This is a genomic window from Bacillus sp. USDA818B3_A, from assembly GCF_009928415.1.
GTDB lineage: Bacteria > Bacillota > Bacilli > Bacillales > Cytobacillaceae > Neobacillus.
Map to the genome: position 1 here is coordinate 203822 of NZ_JAABNN010000003.1, position 26340 is coordinate 230161.

Genomic DNA, 26340 nt, shown 5'->3' on the forward strand with positions numbered 1-26340 from the left:
CTGATTGAAGGGGGAAGAGATTATGCATATGCATAAGTATGAAAAAATCTGGCTGACCTTTGGCATTGGCTGCCTGATCGTTTTTCTATCGGTGGTCGGTGTCAGCGCTTTCTACCTGGGCAATAAGCCGGCAAGTTGTTTAACAACCATTAATCCTGAAAAAGTTGATCAAACTAAACCTTTTGATAAACCCGGATTACATAAAGTGGAAGGAAAAGAATGGGACTATGAGTTAGTTTTTGTCGCATCTGCTTTCTCATATAACCCAGCACAGGTTAAAGTTCCACTGGGTGCGAAGGTGAAAGTGATTGCGACAACAAAGGACGTGATCCACGGCTTTGAAATGGCAGGCACCAATATAAATATGATGCTTGAGCCGGGTTATGTCAGTGAGTATACGACTACATTTGACAAGACCGGCGAATTTTTAATTGTTTGTAATGAGTATTGTGGTTCTGGACACCACTTAATGAGTGCAAAGATTGAGGTGGTTAAATAATGGCTAACGATAAAGTAAAGATAAAAGTAGATCCGCGTGACGCAAAGCTTTCAATGGCTCACTTTTTCGTGGCCTTTTCTGCTCTTGCTCTTGGCGGATTAATGGGTCTTCTACAAACTCTAGTTAGGTCGGGTAAATGGGAACTTCCATGGGGAATAGATTATTATCAAATTTTAACGGTCCATGGAGTCTTAATGGGTCTTGTATTAACCACCTTTTTTATTATGGGATTCCAATATGCGGCTGTAAGCCGCACAACCAGTGGGCATTCAAATGCTGCCAGACGTACTGGCTGGATAGGATTTTGGGTGATGCTGATTGGAACCCTGATGGCAGCAACAATGGTTTTACTAAAAGAAGCTTCTGTTCTTTATACTTTCTATGCACCACTTAAAGCACATTGGATTTTTTATTTAGGCTTAACTTTTGTAGTTGTTGGCAGCTGGGTTGACGGTGCCGCCCAAATCATGACCTATGCTAAATGGCGTAAAAACAATCCTGGTAAGCCAAGTCCATTATTGAGCTTTATGGCTGTTATTAATACAGTCCTCTGGATTGTTGCTACATTAGGTGTCGCTGCAACGGTTTTATTCCAGCTGCTTCCTTGGTCACTAGGATTAATTGACACAGTTGATGTCTTAGTCAGCCGGACTTTATTCTGGTATTTCGGTCATCCATTAGTTTATTTCTGGCTGCTGCCTGCGTATATGTGCTGGTATGCGATTATTCCAAAAATTATTGGAGGAAAGATTTTTTCAGATTCCTTGGCACGACTGTCGTTTATTTTATTTCTCCTTTTCTCCATTCCGGTTGGGTTCCATCACCAATTAACTGAGCCTGGTATTGATCCGGCATGGAAGTTTTTACAAGTAATTTTAACATTTATGGTTATTATTCCATCATTGATGACAGCATTCTCTTTGTTTGCTACTTTTGAAAGATATGGTCGATCTAAAGGGGCAACAGGCCTCTTTGGCTGGTTCAAAGTATTGCCTTGGAATGATGCACGTTTCACTGTACCATTTATTGGTATGGCTTCATTTATTCCTGCAGGGGCAGGCGGCATTATCAACGCTTCGAACCAAATGGACCAGGTTGTCCATAATACAATCTGGGTAACTGGCCATTTCCATTTAACTGCGGCAACGTCTGTTGTATTAACATTCTTTGGTATATCATACTGGCTCGTTCCACATTTAACAGGACGGCAATTAACAAAGGCAATGAATAAATTGGGTATTATTCAGGCATGGATTTGGTTTATTGGAATGGTTTTCATGTCTGGAGCCATGCATATTCAAGGTTTGCTTGGCGGGCCAAGACGATCTTCTTTCTCAACCTACGGTGGAGCACAGCAGGCTGCCGAGTGGATTCCTTATCAAATTGCTCAAGCAGTTGGAGGTTCGATTTTATTCTTGGGGATTATTTTAGTCATTATAATCTTTGTAAATCTTGCCTTCTTTGCACCTAAAGGAGAACAGGAATTCCCCGTTGCAGAAGCAGAAAACAGTGACGAACAGGCACCGATGGTATTTGAAAACTGGAAATTATGGCTTGGAATTACAGCAGCACTTATTTTATTCGCCTACACCATCCCATTTATTGATATAATTCAAAATGCACCTCCGGGTTCAAAAGGATTCCAAACTTGGGGTAAATGGTAAAATTGAAAATATCAATCTTAAGGGCTTCAATCTGTACGATTGAAGCCCTTTTTATGTTTAATACCATTAATTAAGCTTGTAAACATCTTGGTATTTATTATATAGATAATCAATTAAATAATTCGGATTTAGCCCTTCCCCAGTTACACTCTCCAATATTTCGAGCGGCCTCTTTAATTTTCCATATTGATGTATTTTTGCAGAAAGCCATTCTTTTATTGGTAACAGGTCTCCTTCCTCAACTAGGCGGTTAAATTCAGGAATGTCCTTTAATATAGAATGTTTAAACTGTGCTGCATACATGTAACCTAGAGCATACGATGGGAAGTAACCAAAGCTGCCTCCCGCCCAGTGCACATCCTGGAGAACCCCTTCTGCATCATTTATTGGCTGGATGCCCAAGTATTCCGCATATTTCTCATTCCAGATCTTAGGAAGTTCTTTTACGTTAATTTCATCATTGAATAACCCTTTTTCGATTTCATAACGGATAATAATATGCAAGGAATAAGTTAATTCATCTGCCTCAATTCTAATTAATGACGGTTTCGACTCATTAATCGCCCGGTAAAAATCCTCTAGTCCTATCTGATCAAACTGTCCATTTGCATATCGTTTCAAAAGTTCGAAGTTGTTCTTCCAGAACGAATAGCTGCGGCCAAGGATATTTTCATAGAAGAGAGATTGAGACTCATGAATCCCCATTGAAGTTCCCGTGCAAAGTGGTGTACCGATTAAATCTTTAGAGATATTCTGTTCGTACAAAGCGTGGCCGCCTTCATGAATAGTCCCAAAGATAGCTGTTCTGAAGTCTTGTTCATTATAATTTGTGGTAATACGAACATCTCCTGGGTTTATCCCAATTGCAAAAGGGTGGACGGTTTGGTCAAGTCTCCCTGCATCAAAGTTGTAACCCATTTTCTCAAGAATTTTTATGCTTAGTTCTCGTTGTTTCTCTTTAGGAAACTCCTCAAAAAGGAAATCTGTTTTAGGCTTGTATGAGGAATCCGAAACAGCTTTTACTAAAGGGACAATTTTGTCTCTAAGCTGTCCGAACACTTGATCTAATATACTAACTGTCATCCCGGGTTCGTACATATCTAATAAAGTATCATATTTATTTTCTTGATATCCCCAGTAACCAATGAATATTTTTGTCATCTCTACAAGTTTTTCTAGATAAGGGCTAAATAGGGCAAAATTTGAAGTTTCCTTCGCTTCTTCCCATACACTCTCAGCCTTTGATTGAAGAATGACATATTCTTTATATTCTTCTGCTGGTACTTTTTTATTTCGTTCATATTCCCGTTTACATTCTTGAAGGATTTTGGCTGTTGTTTCCGACAAGGATTGTTTGGATAAATTTGCTATGTACGCAGCCATCTCTTCAGAAGTGGTCATCTTAAATACTTCGGAAGATAGCATTCCAATTACTTCTGAACGCTGTTCGATGCCCTTTTTGGGGGCACCGGTCCTCATATCCCAATAAATAAGGCTAAGTGCTTCGTTATAAGCAGAGATTTTTTTCACAAAATCCAAGAATTCATTTTCTAATTGTTTCATATGTATACCTCCCTACCAGTTAAGTTAAATTTTAACATATTACTTATAATAAGTTATTATTAAGTAAAGCAAAAAAAACAACAGAATGTGAAAAAAGGGAGATGTACCATGAGAGAACTGGTTGGTCATTGTACTTGCTGCAGGAAGGAAGTCTACTGTTTAGATGGCTTTTTAAATGGTGTATACGTACAAAAAGAGATCTATTGTTTTCATTGCTATGAAGAATATGATGAAAAAAAAAATGAACCGCAAAACTAGTTTTGCGGTTCTATCATCTTCTACTTACTCCTCATCTAGTGATAAGTCTCTTACAGGTAGCTTTTCTCCCTCTTGATGTGTTGGTTTACGCAAGTGAAATAATGCTTTTAAGCAGAATACCAACAATACCACAACCCCAATAAGGAAAATGGTGTCAGGCACCGCCCGCCAGGTTAACAGTGTTTGGACAAGGTCCTTTTGCAGGAAGGCTGCTGAGCGTGATGCTGCATATCCATGATGGAAAGCTTCTTTTATTTGAATAAATCCGACAGGAAGTAAGGATAGGAATACCATACCTGCGAGTCCGACATTTAGCATGATACAGCTGAATTTAATCCACTTGTCGTTCCAGAATTCTGGTTTAACGATATTACGCAATGAGTAAAGGAGGACGGCAACTGCAAACATCCCGTAAACCCCCATCATGGATCCATGGCCATGTGCTGGTGTCAAGAATTGGCCATGTTCAAAATAACTCACTGCAGGCAGGTTGATTAGAAATCCTAACACACCTGCGCCTACTAAATTCCAAATTGCGACAGAGATTAAGAACCAGAAGGTCCCTTTATAAGGGAAATCAATACCACCCTCACGCATCATTTTGTATTGTTCGTAAGCTTCAAGAATTAACAGGGTTAACGGTATTACTTCTAAAGCTGAAAATACTGCACCTAGACCCAGCCAAACTTCTGCTGATCCATTGTAATAGTAGTGGTGGCCAATTCCAATCACCCCACTGCCTAATAAAAGGATCAATTGAAAATAAAGCTGTCTGACGGTCGATTTTTTCGTAACAAGACCTAATTGAACCATTAGGAATCCGATTACGACGACTGCAAATACTTCAAAGATTCCTTCTACCCATAAGTGAATAATCCACCAACGCCAATAATCAGCAAAGGTAAAACTTGTTCCAGGGTTAATAAATAAGGCAAAAATATAGAATGCTGGTACTGCAATGGCCGAGTAGAATAAGAGATGGATTAGTCCACCCTTATCTGACTCTCGTTTTAAGCCTGCTCGAATTCCACGATAAACGATAAACAGCCAGATGAGCATGCCGACAATAAGAATGAGCTGCCAAATACGGCCTAATTCAATGTACTCCCAGCCATTATGTCCAAGAAGGAACCAGTTGTTCCCTAAATAGCCATTCGCTCCAAGCCATTCTCCTGCCATACTCCCAGCTACAAGTACGACCAGAGCCCAGAATAAGATGTCGACCAATAGTCCTTGCTTCTTTGGCTCATAACCGCCTACAAGCGGTGCAACATAAATTCCCATTCCGAGCCAAGCAGTTGCAATCCAAAAAATAGCGAGCTGTAAGTGGTAGCCTTTTGTGATATTGAATGGAAGTATGTCATGAATCCACTTTATTCCAAAGAAACTATCCGGCTCAATGTAGTAGTGGGCAAGTAACGCTCCAAACATACACTGGACAAAAAATAACGCTGAAACAATTACAAAATATTTTCCGCTCTTTACTTGTGAACTTGTGACAGGAATCCTCTGTAAATCAATTTTAGGAAATTGTCCCTCTTTATATGCTTCCTGCATGCCAAACTTGTAACGGTAGAATACAAATAAAATCACTCCTACCATTAAGACAAATAGTGTAATACTTGCACCACTCCACCAAACTGCTGAAAATGATAGATGGTTTCCTGCATCCTCATAGTAAGGCCAGTTATTTGTATAAGTGATGGTATCACCTTTACGAACCGTACTGGATAGCCAAGCAGTCCAAAAGAAGAAATCAGATATTTGTTCAATTTGGTCTCCAGCAGCAACATATGCACGATCATTAGACGGCATATCTGTCTCTTTAATCAGATTAGCTTTTAACCCCCAGCCGTCTCCTTTTGTAAACACATCTTTGTAATATTCTCTAACTTTCTCAAGTCCAAATACTTGAGCATTGGTTAATCTCATTGTGTCCTTTTTGCTGTTATAACGATTTTTACGCATCTCTTTAATAACATTATTTTTAATAACTGATCTTTCCTCTGAGGATAAAGCTGCAAAATTTTTACCGTATTTCTCATTGGCTTTAAAATCTTGCATTCCTTCTGTATATATTTTTAAAGCTTCAGCCGTATAGTCTGGCCCCATATACGACCCATGCCCTAGAACTGTTCCGTAATCCATAAGTCCATATTTTTGAAAGACAGCTTGACCTCCCATAATTGAATCCTTTGTGAAAAGAACCTCACCATTTTCGTTGGTGACCTTCAAAGGTCTTGGTGCCTGTTCCTTGAAAATCCAATACCCTCCTGCAAGTAATACAGTAAAGCTTAATAGAATGGTTATCATTAAAACTGATTTTAATAACCCGTTCCGATTTGTATTTACCACCTTATTCAATGTTGTCCCCTTTTGAATTTCCATCCAAATTCATCCTTTCCTATTTCGTCACAATTTGTATTTTAACGTTGTAAGGGAACTTATAAAGTGACGTTCCTCATCAAAACTAAGTGATTTTTCCCACTTAATTGAGAATGAAATTCAACAATGGATTCTTAGTATGATGGAGGTCACATAATCAATACGGAGAAGTTGATACAATATAGCTAACTCTATTACAATATGAAGGTGATTTTAATGGAACTAGAGGTTATTAATAGAAGGTTATCACAAGTACCTATTTTTAAGGAATTATCTGTAAATGAAATCAATCCTATTTTAAAAATCGCGCAAACTCGCTTTTATAAACAAAAGATGTATGTTTTTATGCAGGATGATCCTCTTGATCGTGTGTACTTTATTCATTCTGGTAAAATTAAAATCTTTAAAACGGATCAAATGGGTAAAGAACAATTAATCTCCGTGCTAGAACCAGGTGAAATGTTCCCCCATGCAGGATTTTTTAGAAAAGGAACCTATCCAGCCTATGCGGAGGTAATAGAAGATGCCCATCTTATCATCATTCCTATTGAAAAATTCGAAAAAATCCTGATTGCCTATCCAGAACTATGTATAAAGCTCTTTAAGGTATTAGGTGAAAAGATTGTCGACTTACAAGGACGGCTGGAAGCACAAGTACTTCATAATACTTACGAACAAATTATTTTACTTCTAATCAGGTTATGTAAATCTAATGGAGAAAAAATGGGAGGACAATACAAACTGACAACACCATTTACTAATCGTGAATTAGCCAATATGATCGGAACCTCGAGAGAATCTGTCAGCAGAACCATCACTCAGGTTAAAAAAAAGAATATCGTTTCTTTAGATGAAAAGGGCCATTTTTTAATTAACCGTGACGCACTGGAACAAGAGTTATATTAGTAAAGTTCAGTGTAGTCCTTTAATAAAGCCTCTTATATAAAAAAAGAAAAGCGGAAAAATTAATTTCCGCTTACTTTTTCTTACTTTTCAATTGGAGTGGTAGGAAGAATCGATTTTATTTCCTCTAACACGTTTACATCAACATCCTCATTCAAGAGAATATGAACAGTACCATGATCCTTTTCAGTCCTAATCAGCCGCCCAATTCCTTGGCGGAGCCGGAGCAGCATATAGGGCATATCCACTTCTAAGAAAGGATTGTCCAGACCATTTCTTTTTGCGGTAAAAACCGGATCATTAGGAGGGAAAGGCAGTGAAAAGATAATGACATTTTCTAATGATTTACCTGGAACATCCAGGCCTTCCCACAGATGGATAGAACATAGCACGGCATGCTCATCATTTTGAAACTTTGAAACGAGTGTGCTAATTTCCTCATCACCCTCAAAATAAACAGGATATGGAGTGGCTCCAGACAGCTGTTCTTTTAAAAATAGTAATTCTTCACTATTATTTAGAAGGATCAGCGCACGGCCCTCGGATTGGTAAATATGTTTAAGCAGGTATTGAAACTTCTCTTCCATACTTTGTTTTGGAAAACACGGTAAATAAACTTTCATACTCTCATCATAATCAAATGGTGAAGCAACAGAAAAGGATAAATAATCCTTAACCCCAAGACTATTCGCCATATAATCAAATGACTTTTGATTTGAAAGAGTGGCGGAAGAAAAAATGAATGGCTTCTTTTGAGAAAAAACTTCCTCACGCATCACTTCCTCTACCATCTTAGGCATAATCACCAGGGTACGTTCTCCACCCTTTTCTTCATACCATGTAATTCCGTTTATTTCTTTCAAAAATAATGATAGTGAATAGGTGATTTGTTCTAAATATTCTTCAACTATTTTCAAATCATATTCATTAATCACGTATAATTCACTTTCAAAGACAAGTTCCTCTTCGATTGATTGAAGCGTTGTTTGCAGTTGTTTGCACGTTTTCATCACTAATGGATGCTTCGTGACGATTTGCTTCTCGGAACCTTTCGCTTGAGAAGCAAATTGAGAAACGGCATCAAAGAATGCCTCATTTGCTAATAAGGCCTCTTCAATCGTGTACAATGTCTTTTCACGCACTTCATTTTCCATTAATCTTGTTAGTAATGTATCTAATGTAAAATCAGTAAAACGATAGCTTAATGCCTTCTGAGCAGCGTATTCGAGCAAATGCCCCTCATCAAATACGACCGAAGAGTGCTCAGGTAATAAAGGCAGCTGCCCTTCCCGTTTCCGCGATTCTTTAGTCCAGATATGCTCCATATAAAAATCATGTGAACAGATAATTAAATCTGTTGAATGCCGGTAATGTTCACGGTGCAGCGTTAAACCACAGCGGTGGCGTTTATCACAGGAAAAGCAGTCCTGAAGTGTATCCCAGTTTACATTTCCCCAAACATCATCTGACAGACTCGGATAATCTCTTCTATCGCCATATCTTTCAAAAGACTGCATCGATCCGACTGAATGGACAAAGTCTGGAAGGTTTTGATAAATTTCAGTAATCTCATCAGAGAAATCCATATTCTTTACCTGGTCAAGCTTTTTTAAACAAAGATATTGATCTCTCGATTTTGCTAGACGAACATCAATCTGTAAGTTTAAAATCTTCTCAAGCTTGGCAATATCCCCTTCTTTTTTTACCAGCTGTTCAATTAACGTCTCATCAGCACATGCAATCACGGAAGGTCTGTTCGTATAACGGGCATACATGATGGCATAAAGTAAATACACAATCGTTTTTCCGGTACCTACTCCTGCCTCAGCAAACATTACTTTTTTCTCTTTAAAGGCCTTCTCCAATTGAAAAGCCATATAAATCTGTTCGTCCCTTAATTCAAATCCTGCTTCAGGTAATACATCATAAAATAAATCGCCAATCCATTCCCCTAACTTATCATAAAAAGACTCGGTTTTAGAAACTTCAAACGGCATCCTATTCTGCATATAAATCCTCCCCCATACTCAAACTTCCATCTTTATTGCCGCGGGGGTCTTTTTCCCCAATATTGATAAAGGTCCGTCCGAATAAATCCATTAAACAGTTTCCGTTTCTTAGTTGCCGGTTTTCCGTAGAATTGCTCAAACTCTTCATTTGAAGTCATGATATAGATGGACCAAGTATCGAGCTTGCTAAAGGCCTGTCCCATTTCTTTATACATTTGCTCTACAGCTTTTTTATCCCCCAGACGCTCACCATACGGAGGGTTACCAACAATTACACCGTACTCCTTATTTGTGGATATATCACGAACCTGCATTTGCTTAAAATGAATTAAATCTCCAAACCCAGCTTCCACAGCATTTCCTTCTGCCACTCTAACCATACGATGATCAATGTCAGAACCGGTAATATCTATAGGCTGGTCATACTTTGCCAGGTCCTCTGCCTCCATGCGGGCATCATCCCACACCTTCCCGGGAATCCAATTCCAATTTTCAGAAACAAATTCTCGATTAAACCCAGGTGCAATATTTTGCCCAATCATTGCTGCTTCAATCGGAATCGTACCAGATCCGCAAAATGGATCAATAAAGGGCTTTTCAGGCTTCCAATTGGTTAACATTACGAGTGCAGCCGCCAATGTTTCCTTTAGCGGTGCCTCGCCTTGATCAATCCGATAACCGCGTTTATGAAGTCCACTTCCGCTGGCATCGATTGTAATGGTCGCAACGTCTTTTAACAGAGCAACTTCAATTCTATAAAGTGCACCATTTTCCTCGAACCAGGAATTTCTCTTATAATGTTTTTTCAAACGCTCTACCACTGCTTTTTTTACAATAGCCTGGCAATCGGATACACTGAATAGCTTTGATTTAACTGACTTCCCTATAACCGGAAATTCTGCGTCTTCAGGCAAAAATTGTTCCCAGGGAAGCGCCTTTGTCCTTTCAAATAATTCATCAAAGGTATAGGCCTTAAATTCACCCACTTTAATTTTAATGCGGTCTGCCGTTCGAAGCCATAGATTACTGCGTGCAATGGCCGTCTCATCACCCGTGTAAGTAACTCTGCCGTTTTCCACTTCACAATCATAGCCAAGTGATCGTACCTCTTTAGCAACTAAAGCTTCTAAACCCATTGCTGCCGTTGCAATTAATTGATATTTTCCCATCTGTTTCACCCTTCAAATAGTTCTCAAATGTATGTATAATTTTGTTCATCGTTCGACTTTTCGCTTACATTATTGACAAAATCACCTAAACGAATGCAGTTATTTACAATAAAAAAGCTCCCCATATTAGGAGAGCCCTTAATATCCAGCATTTTATCACATTAATAACGTTCTGTAAGCCATGTTCTGTACCATAGTACTACAAACGACCGATAAAGTCTCGTACACAGGTGGTAATCATCTATCTACAGATTTCAAAAGGAATCTGTCTTTCTCCTTGTTCAGTTCCTCAGAGAAAACGCCCCTACCATAATTTGGGTTTCTCGCTCGTGGGGTTTACCCGTTCCACCCTCCCTGTTTCCAGAGAGGCTACGTCACTGTGGCACTTTTATAGGTATTCATACCATATCCGAATGGACTTAGGTATTTTCCCGGCCGTCAACTGAATGCTAGACTCAGCTGCCCTAGCTTATGAATTCACTAGGCACGAACACTACGAGCATCGCAGCTCGTGCGAGCATGGACTTTCCTCAACGATTTGCTTTTAACAGCTCCTCGCAGCGATTACCCGAACGTTATTAACGATCCTTTTTTATTATATGTATTTCCCACCCATTATACAATGGTTTTTATTAGGAAACTGTAGAATAAAATGTTAATCGTATAATTTATTACCAAATACATGTTTTTCTAAATTTGACAATCGCTTAAGAATATCAAAGTTGGTCGTTCCGGCTGGCTGTGCCACCGGTTGCCTTTTTGACGTCTCTTCAAGCTGTTTACGAAGACGAAGGTTCTCTTGCTGCAGATCCTCAATTTCTTGATGGAACGTTTCATAATCCTTAATAATTAAATCTAAAAATTTATCCACATCTTCTTGTCTATAGCCACGAACACCAGTTTTGAACTCTTTTTCTAAAATATCCTTAGCCGTTAGTTTGACCTTATCAGCCAACATCCAAATCACCTCAAGTTTAGCCAATCATTACCTATTATTTTTCCAAAAATAAATCCTTTTGTCAATTTCTTTTCCTTTATAGGAAATGAGTAATTATTACATGATACAAATACACCCATTCCTTTAAAAGTCGAGATGCTTGAGCTGTTCTTCCTCTACAACCATTTGAAGGTCATAAAAAGTAATTACATGCATTTGATAGTCATGCTCTTTTTTATATTGTAATGCATATTCGTAAAAAAATTTAGGACTACCTTCCTTTTCTTGATCATATAGAAGCAGGAGGCCATCACTTTTTTCTAAAAAGAATTGATTTTTCAGACGAAACTGCCAAGGTTTTTCATACCCTTTTTTCGTGATCGAGTCCACAAAATCCGACTGCATTAAAATTGTTGTATACCATTCTTTATTGCTGTCATTCCAATTCGCTTCCTGCTCTAAAAAGGGAGTAATCACTGCAAGCTTTAACCCAGGATAATCCTGTCGCAAGTCAAAGACTACTTCAGCCGCCCAAAGCTCAACACCCAGCTGGCCGCTGATCAGTATCCATTCTAACCCTTCCTCAACCATTGGGAGTAGAGCTTTTCTAATGGCTGCTTTAATAAATAATACCGATGGATGATCCTTTTTAAATATCCCTAATTCAAAAGGTTTATAACCTGAAATGGCTAAAACTTTTATCAAAACGGTTCTCCTCTTTAAATTTTTTAAAATTAGGACAAACATTTTATTATAAAGAACATAACATATATTAGTAAGATATAAAAAACAAGGGCTAGATAGCCCTTGCAAACACATCCTAGAATATTATCGTCTGCGTCCCATAAATGGTCCTGGTCCACCTGGTCCAAATCCTGGTGCGCCTGGTCCAAATCCTGGTCCACCTGGTCCAAATGCCGGTCCGCCTGGTCCAAATCCTGGTCCGCCTGGTCCAAATCCTGGTCCGCCTGGTCCAAATCCCGGTCCGCCTGGTCCAGCAAAGCCTGGTGCATTTGGCACTGCATTTGAAACAGGGCTTACGGCTGGCATAGCTGGCGCACAAGGGTTACAGCAGTTGATGTGCTGATTGCAAACTTCCTCTTCACATGAAGCAGTTTGCGGACAGAAATGTTTATGTTGAAACATGTGGTGGTTCACTGTAGTGGTATGAACCGGATGAATATGCGGCACCACCGTTGTTGAAAACGTATGGTTCACAATTTGTTGTGTCGGATGAATGACTGGCGGTAAAAAATTAGTTCCTAGAAACATATGAAAATCTCCCTCCAAATATTCTGTTTACATTAACAGCCTATGTAAAAGGAGCTACTCTTGTACTAATGAAAATACCTATTTTTCGTTATGAATTATTAGTTACCTCTTTATAACATTGTATAAAAGCTGTCTTTTAAACTTGTAAACACAACGGCAGTCAAACAGACGACAATAAAAAATAAGAAAAGAATTGCTTTGTACATACTACCAGCTCCATATGTTTTATAGTCGTTTTTTTCTCAACTCAATTTTCAATTTTACCTTTTTCAACTACGATAAACAATATGGAATTACCGATTTTTTTAATAAAAATGTTAATGTTTTGTGACATAAAATTTAAAAAAGTCAAAATAATGAAATGTTTAGCCATAACGTGCGAACGATACGTTTATCCATGGTATTTTGCATATTTTTGTTCCAAGCGCCTAAGTCGAGTCTGCAGCTGTTCAAATATGGGTTTGTTCGAGTTTATTGAATCACTAGAAACATAGTTAACAGCTTCTTGGCAATACCAGATTGCCTTTGAAAGGTCTATGAGCCTATGTTCAAATATTTTTGCCAGTTCTACACAGGCTTCTACCCTCATTTGTAAATCCTCGGATTCAACTACCTCCAAAAACAACTCTTTCGCATTGCCCCAATTACGTTCTTTTTTTTGCTGATAGGCTAAAATAAGTTTTGCTTTAGTTGAGGTTATATCCTTTTCTTTAGTTAGTGTAGTTAATACCTTTTTTGCTTGTTCCGCATCACCTAAACTGGCAAACCAACGTCCTACTTCATATGATTCTTGGCGGGTTTGTTTGTAATCTGTTCCCGTGATCTGAAATGTCAGATGAGTATACAATGTAACTAGTGATAATATATCGATTTCATTATGTTTAAGAATCCCAAGCATTCCATCAGGCTGTTTACTTTCTATAAAGTCAAAATAAATAATTGGTGCCAGATATCCAGGTATATCATCAAACCTTTCAACACCTAATACCTCTTTTTCAACAATGGATAACTTCATTCTGTCTAATTTATGCTTCCAAAGCCTTCTGGCTGCATGAAAAAGGTCAAAATGTCCGAACGCCGGAAGTTTAGGGACATGTTCTCTGACAAGAGTATGCCGTGTTTTTACTTGCGGCCAATCAAATGACTTGCCATTATAGGTGACAAGAGTCCGATAGTTCACTTTTTCCAAAAAGCTATGGTATAAAGGAATCTCGGCACCAGGGTTCGGCAATATATGCTGTCTTAAAATCAGCTCATCCCCTAGTATACTTGCATATCCTAGGATAAAAATGGTATTTCCTACTCCCCCGCCGAGGCCCGTAGTTTCTGTGTCAAAAAAGAATAATTCCTCTACTCTGTGGCCTCTAGCTGATAATGGATGACTAATAGAATTTTGATTCCAACTATCCACAGCCGTCTTCAGCTCTTCGAAACGATAGTGTCCGTGCTGATAGGACAAAGGAAACTTCACTTCCCTGATTAAACAGTAGTTATCGTCTAAAAAATACGGTTTAACACTTTCTTGCTCCCATTTATCTCGAAAAGGAATCTCCATTTCTGGTAATTCTATTTTCTTCGGACTATTTTCGGTAGAATGACTAACAGAAAGATGCGGCTTTAAACGGTTCAGTTTATTTTTTAATGACATGATTAAACATCCCTGCCTATAAGAGGAGTCTCAAGAAACATCTCAAGGATTGTTACCGTATCTTTCTTTGCCGTTTCACCCACGGTATCTGCTCCAATACAAGATGGGCATCCTGCTTGGCATTGGCAATGATTGATCATTCTTAATGTCTCATGGAAAACATCAGACATTCCCGTATGAATTTTTTCACTTAATCCAACCCCGCCCGGATAACGATCATAAAAGAAAATAGTCGGTTTTTCATTGTGATCTGCCTTCACTTGAGGAATAACATGAATATCCTGTGGATCGGCCATGACAAATAAAGGGGCAATAGACCCTAGTGCATGTGCCGCCCCCACGAGGCCCTGTTCAAGGCGCTCCTGCCCCATATCAGCCAGCGGTTTATTAATTGAAATCCATGCGGCATTGGTATGCAGCTCTTCTTCAGGAAGATGGATGGGACCAGAACCGATATTTTCATGTGTTTCGAATTTAATCTTTTTAAAAATGGTCGCCATCGCCCTTACACTCACATCACCATAACCGATTTCAGCTTCTGCGCGGGTTTGAAGTTTGTCCATTTCTAACACCTTTAGTTGAACGGCTAAATTGGCATCGGTAAAATAATCGACATCAACCTCACGAACAAATGCTTTTTTCTCATCCCAATCTAATTTTTCGACCTGATATTGTATTCCTTGATGCAAATAAATGGCTTCATCATGAAGAAGCGTCATAGCGGAAAAACGATCCATTTCTCCGATGACCTTAACATTTGCTACATCTGATTGATCGACGATAATCACGTTTTCCTGTGAAGCAGACCGTAAGCTAATATTATGGGCCGGGAAAGAATCATTCATCCAATAAAATTTATCACCGTTTCGATACAGTACCCGTTCATCTGCCAAGTATTCTAATAACTCTTCTGTTTCTACATTTCCAAACCTATCACCATTCTTAAACGGCAGCTCGTAAGCGGCACATTTCATATGATCAATTAGAATAATAAGATTGTCCGGATTAATTCTCGCTGTTTCAGGGCTTTTATTAAAGAAGTAATCAGGGTTTTGAATAATATACTGATCGAGCGGGCTTGAGCTTGCCACCATGATTACAAGGGCCTCTCCATGTCTTCTTCCTGCTCTGCCCGCTTGCTGCCAAGCACTTGAAATTGTTCCTGGGTAGCCTGTCATAATACAAACTTGAAGCTGCCCAATATCTACCCCCAATTCAAGCGCATTTGTACTGACAACCCCGTAAATTTCACCTGAACGCAAGCCTTTTTCAATTTTTCTCCGTTCTGTTGGCAGGTATCCTCCGCGGTACCCCATAATTGATTTTGCCCCTAATTGGTGCTTTACTAATTCCTGAAGGTATGTCAGGATAATTTCCACCCTGACTCTGCTTCTAGCAAAAACAATGGTTTGGATTTTGTTTTTTAATAGTTCCCCTGCTAGCTTACGAACTTCAAGTGTCGCACTTCTGCGAATATTTAAAGGCTTATTGACAATCGGTGGATTATAAAATAGAAAATGTTTAGTTCCGCTTGGTGCCCCATTATTATTAATTAACGTCATTTTTTCTTCAGTCAGCTTCTCCGCAAGCTCAAGAGGATTGGCAATGGTGGCAGAGGTACAAATAAACACTGGATTGCTGCCATAATAGCGGCAGATTCTCTTCAATCTTCTGACGACATTAGCCACATGACTGCCAAAAACTCCACGATAGGTATGGAGTTCATCTATGACTACAAATTTAAGATTTTCAAATAAAGATACCCATTTTGTATGATGCGGCAGGATGGCTGAATGGAGCATATCTGGGTTAGTAATTACTACATGCCCTGCTTTTCTTACCTTCTGACGTATATTTGCAGGTGTATCTCCATCATAGGTATAGCTGTTGATATCCGCACCAGATGCCTCAATTATTTCATTAATTTCACTTTTTTGGTCTTGTGCAAGAGCCTTTGTGGGGAAAATATAAAGGGCTCTGGTACTTGAATTTGCCAAAATCGACTGTAACACAGGCAAATTGTAGCAAAGTGTTTTTCCTGAGGCAGTCGGGGTAACAGCTACAATACTATGGCCGTTGATAATTTTTTCATAGGCTGATTTTTGATGAGTATAGAGTGAGTTAATTCCTTTTTTCTGAAGGGATTCCTTTAGAACGGAATGCAGGTCCTCCGGCAGCGGAACAGTTTCGGCTGATTTACTTTCAATCGTTTGCCATGTAACAATATTTTCTTTAAACTCATTATTTATTTTTAAATCTGATAGTATTTCTTGCAGGCTTTTTTTCACCTTCATGTTCTCACCTCAATATCTTTATTTTATCGAATAGACGTTCGTAATTAAAGAAAAAAATAAAAATATTATATTAACAAGATTAAAACCTTTTTCCATCAGATAGTATAAACGATTGTAGCATTTTTTGTTAAAATAGAATCAGGAACAAGAATTGAAAGGTGATTAAATGAAAATTGAAGATATTAAGCAGGTACTAAGTGAATTTACCCTATTCCGCTCATTAAACAATTCTGAACTGACAAAAATAGCTGATATTTCTATTACAAGAGAATGGAAAAAACAGAGTCATGTCTTCCTTCAAGGCGATCCACTCGAAAATGTCTACTTTATCTTTGATGGAAAGATAAAGATATACAAGAGTGACATTAGCGGCAAGGAGCAAATCGTTGCAATTGCCAAAAAGGGAGAAATGTTCCCCCATGTAGGGTTCTTTAGAAAAGGGGAATATCCAGCTTACGCAGAGGTGATCGAGCCTTCTACTCTTATAACGGTACCAATAATAAAATTTGAAAAAGTTTTAATAGAAAACCCTGAACTTTGCATTAAAGTTTTTAAGGTGCTTGGAGAAAAAATTGTTGACTTACAAAATCGTTTAGAGGAGCAAATCTTAAATAATACATATGAACAAATAGTAAAGCTCCTCATTCGTCTCGCTCAGAAACATGGACTTCCACAAGCAGATGGTACCATCCTTTTAAAATCAGAGTTCACCAACAAGGATTTGGCTAATATGATTGGAACCACAAGGGAAACCATAAGCCGGACATTAACAAAAATGAAAAAAGACGAATTAATTGAAGTCGATGATGAAGGAAACTTGATTGTAGACATAGAGGTTCTCATGCAGGAAATAAATTTAATATGAGTATGATAAAAAAACACCGCAGCTATATTTCTATTTGCTGCGGTGTTTCTTTATTTTTAGGCTGTTAATCATGAATGTTGATTTCAGCTCCAGGCGGCTTCGCTTTCCGCGGGCGTGCCGGGGAGTCTCCTCGGCGCAGAAGCGCCTGCGGGGTCTCACCTGCCCCGTACTCCCGCAGGAGTCTTCGCCGCCTTCCGCTCCAATCAACATGCTTAAAATCAACACTCTATCTTTAACACACTAATTTTAAAGTTGAAGCATCTCTTCCATATCTTCTTTCGCTGTACCGATTAACTTAAGATTAAATGTATCTTGTAAAACCTGCAGGACTCCTTCTGATATAAATTCAGGCGGTTTTGGCCCAATTCTTATGTCCTTAATACCTAAACTGAATAGTCCTAATAAAATAGCCACTGCTTTCTGTTCAAACCAAGACAAGACAATACTTACTGGCAGCTCATTGACTTCACATCCGAACGCATCCGCTAGTGCTAAGGCAATCTTTACCGTTGAACCGGAATTATTACATTGACCTAGATCAATATATCTTGGAATGTCTGTTCCAGGAACTACACCGTAATCCACATCATTAAATCGGAATTTACCGCAGGATGTAGTCAGTATCACTGTTTCCGGTGGAAGTGAGGTAGCTAGTTCACGATAGTATTCTCCGCCTTTACCCGGTGCATCACACCCTGCAATAACAAAGAATCGTTTAATCTTACCTGCTTTTACTGCATCGATTACCTCTGGTGCTAACCCTAGGACGGTTTCATGGTGGAATCCAGTCAGCAATGTTTCATCAGATTCAATTGCTGCTTCCGGAAGCTCTAATGCCCTGTTAATTAACGGTGTAAAATCATCGTTTACAATTTTTTCAACATTTTCAAGACCTGCGATTTCATAGGAGAACATGCGGTCAGCATAGCTTCCTTTAATTGGCATTACACAGTTAGTAGTGGCAAGAATAGCTCCTGGGAATTTCTCAAATAGGCGGCGTTGGTCATACCATGCCTTTCCGATATTTCCTTTTAAATGCGTGTATTTCTTAAGGGCAGGATAGCCATGGGCAGGGAGCATTTCAGAATGAGTATAAATGTTGATCCCTTTTCCTTCCGTTTGTTTCAATAATTCCTCTAAGGCAAATAAATTATGTCCTGTAACCACAATACACTTGCCTTCAATTTTATTTTGACTGACCCGAATTGGTTCAGGAATACCCAAACGTTTCGTATGTGCCTCATCGAGCATTTCCATGACCCGAACAGCTGAACGCCCCACCTTCATTGCCATATCAATATGTTCTTGTACATTAAAATTAGAGTTTGTTAACGTCATATAAAGTGCTTCATGTGTTGTGGCATCAACAAATGGGTCGGTATATCCCAGCTGATTGGCATGTGTTCTGTAAGCCGCAATTCCTTTTAATCCAAAAATGATGGTATCTTGCAAACTGGCGATGGTTTCATCTTTTCCACAAACACCAATAACCTTACAGCCGCCAGAAGGTGTTTGTTCACATTGATAACAGAACATGTATTTTTCACCGCTCTTTCATAATATTTCCTCTTTAGCGTACAAATTTTTTCACTTTATCAGCGTGATTCAAATCACACCTAATAAATATGTAACAAAATGTTCAATTCTTTGTGACAAACGTATGACGCACCCACCCATTTTTTGTGCATATGATAGGAAGTGAATTAATGGAAAGAGAGGGGAATGAACATGTCATCCATGTTTCCAAGTGATAAAGACAACCATAAATCCCAGCTGCCAGAACCATTCCGGGACCTCATAAAATCAATGAATAATTTCTTTACTGATAAACCTGTGAAGGGTTTTTTACAAAGTATTGATGATTTTTTCAGTCAACCTTTTCCTTTAGGGACAGGTTTTCATGTTGATACAGTGGAAACCGCCAAAGAATATATTATTTCTGCTGAGCTTCCAGGAATAAAGAAAGAGCAAATCCAATTAAATATAAACGGAAACTATTTAACCATATCTATTGAAAATAAAGAGTTAGAAACGGAGGAAAACGAACTTACTCACGTTTACCGTCGAAAATACATTAAGCAGCAAGCTTCGAGAACATTATCATTCCCACATGCTGTCAATGAGAAATTAGTTAAAGCATCCTATCGTGACGGCTTACTTCAAATCCGTATTCCTCGTGAAAGTGGTAAAATAATTGACATTGAAGAATAATTGAAATTCAAAAATTTTTATATTCGAAAAAGACGGCACATATGGCCGTCTTTTCTATTTTTCCATTCATTTAACTTTTAAATATCCCCCCAAAGCCTTTGACAAGGGATGACACTTGATTTACAGCGTTCATCATCTGCCCTGCTGTATTAACCATTTTATTAATGTCTACAGACCCATCTTGTGACTTGAAGGAATTCATTAGTGATTTCACGCCGCCTGGCTGCTTTGGCATGAAACTGTTCTTAGGATAAGGATTCATTACTGGGTATCCATTTATCGGCATATATGGCTGTTGAATCATGTCATCCTTAGGCTGCAATGGGTTTTGAAAAAGAAACTGGTTATCCTTTTGAGAAATGTGAGTTGGATAATTCATATTTTGTGGTACATATCCCTGGTTAAAGGTCTGGCCAAATGTCTGCAATGCTTGCGGGGAATAAGGGTTGTTCTGGTAATATGGCATCATATAGTAATTCTGTGGTGTGGTTTGATATTGGATAGGCTGATTTCGGTTGGTGGCATTCTGTGGGTTCCATTGTAAGTGAGTCATCGGAACTTGGTGCATCATTTGCCCCGAGTATCCATGATGACCGTAATTATTTGGTCTAGTTTTACCAAACATGGGCAAACATCTCCTCTTTATCATTCTCTATTACACATTATGAAGCAAGGAGACATTAGGTGATTATCAGTTAATGTTTGTCAATGTCAAAATCACAGGAATTTTGTCTAAAGTTTAAATATTTTAAAAACTAGGAATCCTATTATTTCATGTTACGATTAAAAAAAGGGTGAAGGGGGAGCTATATATGGACATTCGCGAGTTAAAAAGCAAATTTATTCAAAGCCGGGACTACAGTACTGATGACGTTAATGCCTTATTGGATTTTGCAAAAAGTGCGTATATTCACAATGAAATTGATATTAGAGAATATCGCCTGCTTGTCCGCGAACTTGAAAACCAAGGTGCGGTTATACCTGAAGCATATGTTGAACATCCCCTTCTTGAACATTCTTAAAAATTCCAGCAGTACTCCGTGCTGGGCCTCTGCCGAAATAACGCCGGGCAGATCATCATTTATTAATTAATACTACAAAAAGAGATGCAGAGTGCTGCATCTCTTTCTATTTATTTAGCTCCTTGATTATTTCCAGTAAAATATACTCTATCGTACGATGGGCGTTTAGAAACCTGGACTTGCTAGTCTCTGGAAAAAAGGATTGTATAGAAATTTGATCAATATGGGCAGACGTGATATCAATTTGTTTTGAATGCAAATGATCCGTTTTTGCGGCAAGCAGCCATTTTTTTGCGGCTTTATTCCACTGTTCATTCATTTCCTTGACTTCGTTTGCAAATGGTTTAATCACATCGTTGAAATCATGTTTTATTCCTGTCTTTCTGCATTCTTGATAGTTATTTAAAAATGTTTCATTATATTGTAAGAGTTTTTCTGTTAAATAAAGAATTTCTTTCGGCATGTTCCTTTTCCCTTCTTAAATGCAAATAAAAAAGTAGCAACATTCCAGGATGCTACTTTTAACTATTATTTATTTTAAAGGTAGTTAAAATCCCATTTCAAGTTTTAAGGATTTCGGAACTGGATTAAGATTAGGATCAAGGATATCCTCATAAGGTTTTTGATTTACTTGTCTTGATTTTTCCTCTAGGTCAAGCAGAAGATGACTTGTTATCGTTATTTTCTCTTGTTCCTCTTTTTTCAAATGAAAGCGCTGGTCTGAGAAGGAGGCTTCTAGAACAGACTCCAATTCTTCTAATTGATCATATATTTCAGTTAACATCATAAGCATTTTCTGTTTTTCGGACATTGGTATATTCATTACTAATCCCTCCTCACGAATATCTATTACGTAGTATTCTCTTTCTTTTTTCAGCATCCTTCTGACTTGACAAAACTAGAAGCAATTCGTCAAAGAAAGTGCTCATACTGCGTTCATGAATTTCTTATTCGACATGTTTATTAGACCGCATGAAAAATAGCTGAACCGCACATGCTAGTGATGGAGGTGTTTTTTATGGCGAAGAAAAATAATCCTACAAGCAAGCAATCAAAAGCTGTTACAGAACAAAAAACTGGCTATGGTGATAAAAAGCTTGAAGGACCAAATCGTCCGGCGGAGTAATATTAAGCAAAAGCAAGGAGTTTTTATTCCTTGCTTTTTTTATTTCCACTTTTTTAGATTAAGTGACTTTTGCAGGGAAAGTAGTAAGTGCAGCTGATTGGATTTTTCATAATACCAGTCAGTAAGGTGAATAGGATGATGATGTCGAGCAGTAGAATACAGCCAGGCAGGGTAGATGATTCGCTGTTTACTCCAATCTTTATTCTCATGTTGATGATGGGCAATCACGGGAAAAGTGGTTCTTAGCAGAGGAGTTTTTCTGCCCGTTTTCATTTTAAAATATTGTTCATAATCGTATCTTGAACCAGTATGTGGTGTTTTTTCAGCAAACTCAAAAAAGTAAGGAAACAAACGCGGATGAAAAAGAACACTAGCCAGTCTCTTCCCAAGGTTAATTCGTTTAGAAAGGGACTTAAATCCATATACGCTTGCACCATAAACCTCCCCTCCACAGGTAGGAAAAAGTACACAGCTAAAATGCAGCCAATCCTGAAAAGAAAAAAGGAATGAGTGAAAGACTTTTTTCTTATAAATTGGATGCTCAATCACAGGTTCTTGGATTACATTCTGTTCATTAATGATTAAAGCCGTTGTTAACCTTTTCTGATCGCCCTCCTTCCAATACCGAACCCATTCTTTTTGCATGAAAGCAGAAACATGGAAATAATGAAGTAAGTGAAACATCGGCCGATTAAATTTCGTCGAATATTGATAGAGCATAAGCTGGGGAAATACATCATGAAAAATCAGCCAATTAGCCCGTTCATAAGTTAAAAAAAGCTGCTTTCTAATTTGTGGTTCTATTACTTCTGGGAAAATGTCTCCTTCTAGATCACACATATTCCAGCCGCCATTTCGGGAAACCATACTTGCGAGAAAAGACCAAATAATATCGGAATTTTGCTTAAAATAGGCAAAATAAGCATTCGTTCTTGAAATATTATCGACATTTTTCTTGTTTGTTTCAGCTGTAATTTGACGAATAATTGTTTGTTCCTGTATTGTAAGATGATTCATATTCATCTTCCCTTATATTTAATAGAGTTTAATCTGGGTATTAATCTATACAAAAGGAATGATCCTCTATTTTTTCAATACAATGATACAATTACTATTAGCGTGTTCGACAAAATTTATTTTATACACCCAATTAGAGCGAAGATTTGGTATGATAAGGAATAGCTTAAAGGGGTGTAAATGATGAATCTTAATTACCCAAATGGAAAAAGGTACCAACCGAAGGAACAGCAATTAGACTCTGTCAAAAACTCGAAAAATGGGTCATATAGTAACCGGGGAATGACATTGGAAGAAGATTTAAATGAAACCAATCAGTATTACAGAGAGAAAAAAATCGCGGTGATACATAAAAAACCAACGCCTGTTCAAATTGTTCAGGTGGATTATCCGAATAGAAGTGCAGCTGTAATTAAAGAGGCATACTTTAAACTTGCCTCCACTACCGATTATAACGGGGTATATAAAGGAAGATATATCGATTTTGAAGCAAAAGAAACCCAAAATACGACCTCGTTCCCATTAAAGAATTTCCATCAACATCAAATTCAGCATATGGAGGAAGTAGTGGATCAAGGGGGCATATGTTTTGTGATTCTTCGCTTTACAAAATTTGAACAAGTTTATTTCCTAGAGGCAAAACATTTATTAAAGTTTTGGGAGAGAATGAAGACTGGAGGCAGAAAATCCATTACGAAAGTGGAAATAGAACAGAAAGGATACCACATCCCGCTTGGATTTCAGCCAAGAATTGACTATATTAAAATAATAGACCAACTTTAGAAAGCTTCATTTTTTCATAGTTAAGAAAGGAAGGAAATCATTATGTCTGATCAATACCAATCAAGAGAGGAGCGCAGGAAACAACTCCAGGCCAAAGGTAAGAATAAAGCAAAGAAAAAACCCCGCGGACTTTTCAAAAAAATCATGCTCAGTCTAGTAGTCCTCGGTATTATAGGTATACTTGCTGGAGTTGGGACTTTCGCCTATTTAGTAAAAGACGCTCCTAAATTGGACCCTAAGTTATTAAAAGATCCTATTCCTTCGAAAATTTTAGATAAAGATGGCAAGGAGATTACCGAAGTAGGTGCTGTTAATCGAGAATATGTAAATTATGAAGACATCCCCGAAGTTCTTGAAGATGCGGTGTTGGCTACTGAAGATTATCGTTTCTATCAGCACCATGGAATCGATCCGATTCGTCTTGGCGGTGCCATTTTGGCGAACTTCCAACAGGGCTTTGGTGCGGAAGGCGGCAGTACAATCACACAACAAGTTGTTAAAAATGCCTTCTTAACCCAAGAAAAAACTCTGAAGCGTAAAGTTCAAGAAGCATGGCTTTCATTTCAGCTGGAACAGCAATATACAAAACATCAAATTTTTGAGATGTATGTAAATAAAGTATATGTATCAGAAAATAGTTACGGTCTTGCAACAGCAGCCAAGATATATTATGGAAAAGAGTTAAAAGACTTAACATTAGCTGAAGCTGCCCAACTTGCCGGGATGCCGCAAAGCCCTAACAACTACAATCCATTTAACCATCCAGATCTAGCTGAAAAAAGACGTAATATTGTCTTATCGCTAATGCAACAGCACGGATACATATCAAAACAAGAAATGGATGAAGCCAAAAAGGTTTCTGTAACAGCTACAGTATTAAAGGAAGAACAGCGCCAAGTTGATGATAAACCATATGAAGCATTTGTTGATGCGGTTATTGACGAGGTCAGCGACACTACTGATTTTGATATTTATACAGATGGATTAACTATCTATACAACTCTGGACAAAGATGCACAATTGCATGTTAATGAAATATTAAATACACAGGATTCGAATATCATCCCTTATCCTGATGATAAATTTCAAGCAGGTATCGTCCTCCTTGATACCAAGACCTCAGAAATTCGGGCGATTGGCGGCGGGAGAAACCAACAGGTTAAACGCCCTTTTAACTATGCAATCGATACGAGACGCCAGCCTGGTTCTACCATTAAGCCGGTGCTTGATTATGGTCCGGCTATTGAATATTTAAATTGGGGTACCTATGAAATGATTAACGATAAACCAATTACTTATTCATCAGGCAAGAAATTTGGAAACTGGGACCAAAAATATAAGGGACCAATGACAATGAGAACAGCCCTTCAGTTATCACGTAATAGTCCTGCTGTTCAAGCACTGCAGCAAGTGGGCTTAGATAAAGCAAAAGACTTTGCAGTCGGTCTTGGGATACCGTTAAAAGAAATCTACGAATCTTATGCTATTGGCGGCTTTGAAACAGGAGTATCTCCTCTTCAAATGTCTGGTGCATATGCGGCTTTTGGAAATAATGGATACTATACCAAGCCGCATTCGGTTAATAAAATAAAGCTGCGTGACGGGACTATGATTGATACCGCTCCTGAACCTAAAGTTGCGATGAAGGACTCAACAGCTTTTATGGTTTCAGATATGTTAGAGAGCGTTCTGGAATACCCTGGTACAGGGACTCGGGCCAAAGTATCCGGGCTGCCGATTGCCGGAAAAACAGGGACAACAAATTATACAGACCAAGAAATGCAACAATGGGGTATAAGCAGCAGTTCTGTACCAGATGCCTGGTTCACAGGGTATACAACAAATTATACAGCATCCATTTGGACAGGGTACGAGAGCCGTAAAACTCCAATTACTGCACAAGGCAGCAATCAAAGAATAGCCCAGTTGTTATTTAAGAATTTAATGGCTTATGTATCTGAGGACATTGAAACTCCTGATTTTACAATGCCTGATAGTGTTCAAAAAGTGAGAATTGAGAAAGGAACTATGCCGGCGGTATTGGCTAGTCAATATACTCCAAGCAGTCAGGTTTCTATTGAATATGCGGTCAAGGGGCATTCACCTAAAAAGGTATCCGAGAAATATAACAAACTTAATGCACCTTCAAATTTAGCGGCTAAATATGATGAAACCAGTGGAAATGTTGTGGTCACATGGAACTATAACTCAAGTAGAAATGCCCAGTTTGACATTACCATTGACAGTACAACCAATCCGAATCACTCCGTTCAGTCAGGAGAAAGTATTACTTTTAAGGCTAATCCGGGGGAAAAATATACAATCTCCATTTTTGCCACTAATGGAACTAATAAAAGTGATTCAGTCCACACTTCTATTGAAATTCCTAAGGTTGAAGAGCAAACTGATCCTGGTACTGTAACCGATCCAGGGAATGGGAATGGGAATGGGAACGGGAACGGGAACGGGAACGGGAACGGGAATGATAACGGAAACGGGAATGGGAACGAAACTAATAATGGAAATAATGATGGAACAGATACCGGAAATGATAATGGAACTGATAATGGCAGCGGAAATGAAGAGGATAATAGTAATAACCAAGGAGGGGGCGCCACCCCGCCTGTTACTACCCCTGTAACCCCGCCAAGCAGTCAGAACACCGGTACTGGCGAAGAAGATGAGTAAGTACTATATACAGAAAAAATCGTCCAG

At 38.5% G+C, this 26340-nt stretch carries 23 protein-coding genes and 1 other RNA gene; 9 read left to right on the plus strand and 15 right to left on the minus strand.

The genetic code is table 11. From position 1 onward, the window contains the following. The first annotated feature begins 22 nt into the window (after nucleotides 1-22). Together GXK58_RS07235 and GXK58_RS07240 are read left to right on the plus strand one after the other, a co-directional pair. The gene (locus GXK58_RS07235; protein ID WP_160721251.1) at nucleotides 23-499 is read left to right on the plus strand and encodes a cytochrome c oxidase subunit II; all 477 of its coding nucleotides are present in this window, start codon (nucleotides 23-25) and stop codon (nucleotides 497-499) included. Further along, nucleotides 499-2163: a b(o/a)3-type cytochrome-c oxidase subunit 1 gene (locus GXK58_RS07240; protein WP_160721253.1), complete on the plus strand. Its 1665-nt coding sequence runs from the start codon at nucleotides 499-501 to the stop codon at nucleotides 2161-2163. Before GXK58_RS07235 ends, GXK58_RS07240 begins: the two co-directional genes overlap by 1 nt. Nucleotides 2164-2229: 66 nt before the next feature. Here the strand turns inward: GXK58_RS07240 and GXK58_RS07245 are convergent, their stop codons facing one another. Further along, nucleotides 2230-3726, minus strand: a complete 1497-nt coding sequence (locus GXK58_RS07245) for a carboxypeptidase M32 (protein WP_160721255.1) — start codon at nucleotides 3724-3726, stop codon at nucleotides 2230-2232. Nucleotides 3727-3834: 108 nt separating this feature from the next. On the opposite strand from GXK58_RS07245, the gene GXK58_RS26985 reads away from it, so the two are divergent. After that, entirely contained in the window at nucleotides 3835-3984 is a 150-nt protein-coding gene (locus tag GXK58_RS26985) for a hypothetical protein (protein ID WP_202171315.1), read from the plus strand. Between the two features lie 24 nt (nucleotides 3985-4008). Here the strand turns inward: GXK58_RS26985 and GXK58_RS07250 are convergent, their stop codons facing one another. Continuing rightward, nucleotides 4009-6372, minus strand: coding sequence for a nitric-oxide reductase large subunit (locus GXK58_RS07250; protein WP_160721257.1), 2364 nt, complete (start codon nucleotides 6370-6372; stop codon nucleotides 4009-4011). Nucleotides 6373-6585: 213 nt separating this feature from the next. Between GXK58_RS07250 and GXK58_RS07255 the strand changes: the two genes are divergently transcribed. Next, nucleotides 6586-7275 (plus strand): Crp/Fnr family transcriptional regulator, encoded by a 690-nt coding sequence (locus GXK58_RS07255; RefSeq protein ID WP_160721259.1) that lies wholly within the window; start codon nucleotides 6586-6588, stop codon nucleotides 7273-7275. Between the two features lie 80 nt (nucleotides 7276-7355). Here the strand turns inward: GXK58_RS07255 and GXK58_RS07260 are convergent, their stop codons facing one another. The 8 genes from GXK58_RS07260 to GXK58_RS07295 form a co-directional block, all read right to left on the minus strand. After that, nucleotides 7356-9281: an ATP-dependent DNA helicase gene (locus GXK58_RS07260; protein WP_160721261.1), complete on the minus strand. Its 1926-nt coding sequence runs from the start codon at nucleotides 9279-9281 to the stop codon at nucleotides 7356-7358. A gap of 32 nt (nucleotides 9282-9313) precedes the next feature. Continuing rightward, nucleotides 9314-10450 carry a THUMP domain-containing class I SAM-dependent RNA methyltransferase gene (locus tag GXK58_RS07265; protein ID WP_160721263.1) on the minus strand — a complete coding sequence of 379 codons (1137 nt, stop codon included), beginning with the start codon at nucleotides 10448-10450 and terminating at the stop codon, nucleotides 9314-9316. Nucleotides 10451-10620: 170 nt separating this feature from the next. Beyond that, an RNA gene (rnpB, locus tag GXK58_RS07270) (RNase P RNA component class B) lies at nucleotides 10621-11026 on the minus strand. A gap of 79 nt (nucleotides 11027-11105) precedes the next feature. Continuing rightward, nucleotides 11106-11408, minus strand: coding sequence for a cell division regulator GpsB (gene gpsB, locus GXK58_RS07275; RefSeq protein ID WP_160721265.1), 303 nt, complete (start codon nucleotides 11406-11408; stop codon nucleotides 11106-11108). Nucleotides 11409-11531: 123 nt separating this feature from the next. Beyond that, the gene (locus GXK58_RS07280) at nucleotides 11532-12089 is read right to left on the minus strand and encodes a DUF1273 domain-containing protein (RefSeq protein WP_237389615.1); all 558 of its coding nucleotides are present in this window, start codon (nucleotides 12087-12089) and stop codon (nucleotides 11532-11534) included. 126 nt (nucleotides 12090-12215) lie between these two features. Further along, nucleotides 12216-12659, minus strand: a complete 444-nt coding sequence (locus tag GXK58_RS07285; RefSeq protein ID WP_160721269.1) for a CotD family spore coat protein — start codon at nucleotides 12657-12659, stop codon at nucleotides 12216-12218. Between the two features lie 391 nt (nucleotides 12660-13050). Further along, nucleotides 13051-14307 (minus strand): ribonuclease H-like domain-containing protein, encoded by a 1257-nt coding sequence (locus GXK58_RS07290; protein WP_160721271.1) that lies wholly within the window; start codon nucleotides 14305-14307, stop codon nucleotides 13051-13053. Nucleotides 14308-14309: 2 nt separating this feature from the next. Then, complete coding sequence (locus GXK58_RS07295; RefSeq protein ID WP_160721273.1) at nucleotides 14310-16601, minus strand: DEAD/DEAH box helicase; 2292 nt, start codon at nucleotides 16599-16601, stop codon at nucleotides 14310-14312. A 166-nt stretch (nucleotides 16602-16767) separates the two neighbouring features. Here GXK58_RS07295 and GXK58_RS07300 point away from each other — a divergent pair, with 166 nt between their 5' ends. Continuing rightward, on the plus strand, nucleotides 16768-17466 hold the full coding sequence (locus tag GXK58_RS07300) for a Crp/Fnr family transcriptional regulator (RefSeq protein WP_160721275.1): 699 nt from the start codon (nucleotides 16768-16770) through the stop codon (nucleotides 17464-17466). Nucleotides 17467-17712: 246 nt separating this feature from the next. Here GXK58_RS07300 and hcp read toward each other — a convergent pair whose 3' ends face one another. Beyond that, a complete protein-coding gene (hcp, locus tag GXK58_RS07305; RefSeq protein ID WP_160721277.1) occupies nucleotides 17713-19002 on the minus strand; it encodes a hydroxylamine reductase in 1290 nt (429 codons plus the stop codon). Nucleotides 19003-19194: 192 nt separating this feature from the next. Between hcp and GXK58_RS07310 the strand changes: the two genes are divergently transcribed. Then, nucleotides 19195-19677 (plus strand): Hsp20/alpha crystallin family protein, encoded by a 483-nt coding sequence (locus GXK58_RS07310; RefSeq protein ID WP_237389595.1) that lies wholly within the window; start codon nucleotides 19195-19197, stop codon nucleotides 19675-19677. A gap of 70 nt (nucleotides 19678-19747) precedes the next feature. Here GXK58_RS07310 and GXK58_RS07315 read toward each other — a convergent pair whose 3' ends face one another. Continuing rightward, nucleotides 19748-20302, minus strand: a complete 555-nt coding sequence (locus GXK58_RS07315; protein ID WP_237389596.1) for a YppG family protein — start codon at nucleotides 20300-20302, stop codon at nucleotides 19748-19750. A gap of 187 nt (nucleotides 20303-20489) precedes the next feature. On the opposite strand from GXK58_RS07315, the gene yppF reads away from it, so the two are divergent. After that, entirely contained in the window at nucleotides 20490-20699 is a 210-nt protein-coding gene (yppF, locus tag GXK58_RS07320) for a YppF family protein (RefSeq protein WP_160721281.1), read from the plus strand. A gap of 106 nt (nucleotides 20700-20805) precedes the next feature. Here yppF and GXK58_RS07325 read toward each other — a convergent pair whose 3' ends face one another. The 3 genes from GXK58_RS07325 to GXK58_RS07335 all read right to left on the minus strand — a co-directional run bounded on the left by GXK58_RS07325 (nucleotide 20806) and on the right by GXK58_RS07335 (nucleotide 22842). After that, entirely contained in the window at nucleotides 20806-21162 is a 357-nt protein-coding gene (locus GXK58_RS07325) for a DUF1798 family protein (protein ID WP_160721283.1), read from the minus strand. 84 nt (nucleotides 21163-21246) lie between these two features. Then, on the minus strand, nucleotides 21247-21522 hold the full coding sequence (locus GXK58_RS07330) for a hypothetical protein (protein WP_160721285.1): 276 nt from the start codon (nucleotides 21520-21522) through the stop codon (nucleotides 21247-21249). Between the two features lie 342 nt (nucleotides 21523-21864). Continuing rightward, a complete protein-coding gene (locus GXK58_RS07335) occupies nucleotides 21865-22842 on the minus strand; it encodes a DUF2515 domain-containing protein (RefSeq protein WP_160721287.1) in 978 nt (325 codons plus the stop codon). A gap of 183 nt (nucleotides 22843-23025) precedes the next feature. Between GXK58_RS07335 and recU the strand changes: the two genes are divergently transcribed. Both recU and GXK58_RS07345 read left to right on the plus strand, forming a co-directional pair. After that, nucleotides 23026-23625 (plus strand): Holliday junction resolvase RecU, encoded by a 600-nt coding sequence (gene recU, locus GXK58_RS07340; protein ID WP_160722166.1) that lies wholly within the window; start codon nucleotides 23026-23028, stop codon nucleotides 23623-23625. Nucleotides 23626-23667: 42 nt separating this feature from the next. Continuing rightward, nucleotides 23668-26313 (plus strand): transglycosylase domain-containing protein, encoded by a 2646-nt coding sequence (locus GXK58_RS07345; protein WP_160721289.1) that lies wholly within the window; start codon nucleotides 23668-23670, stop codon nucleotides 26311-26313. Nucleotides 26314-26340 lie beyond the last annotated feature (27 nt).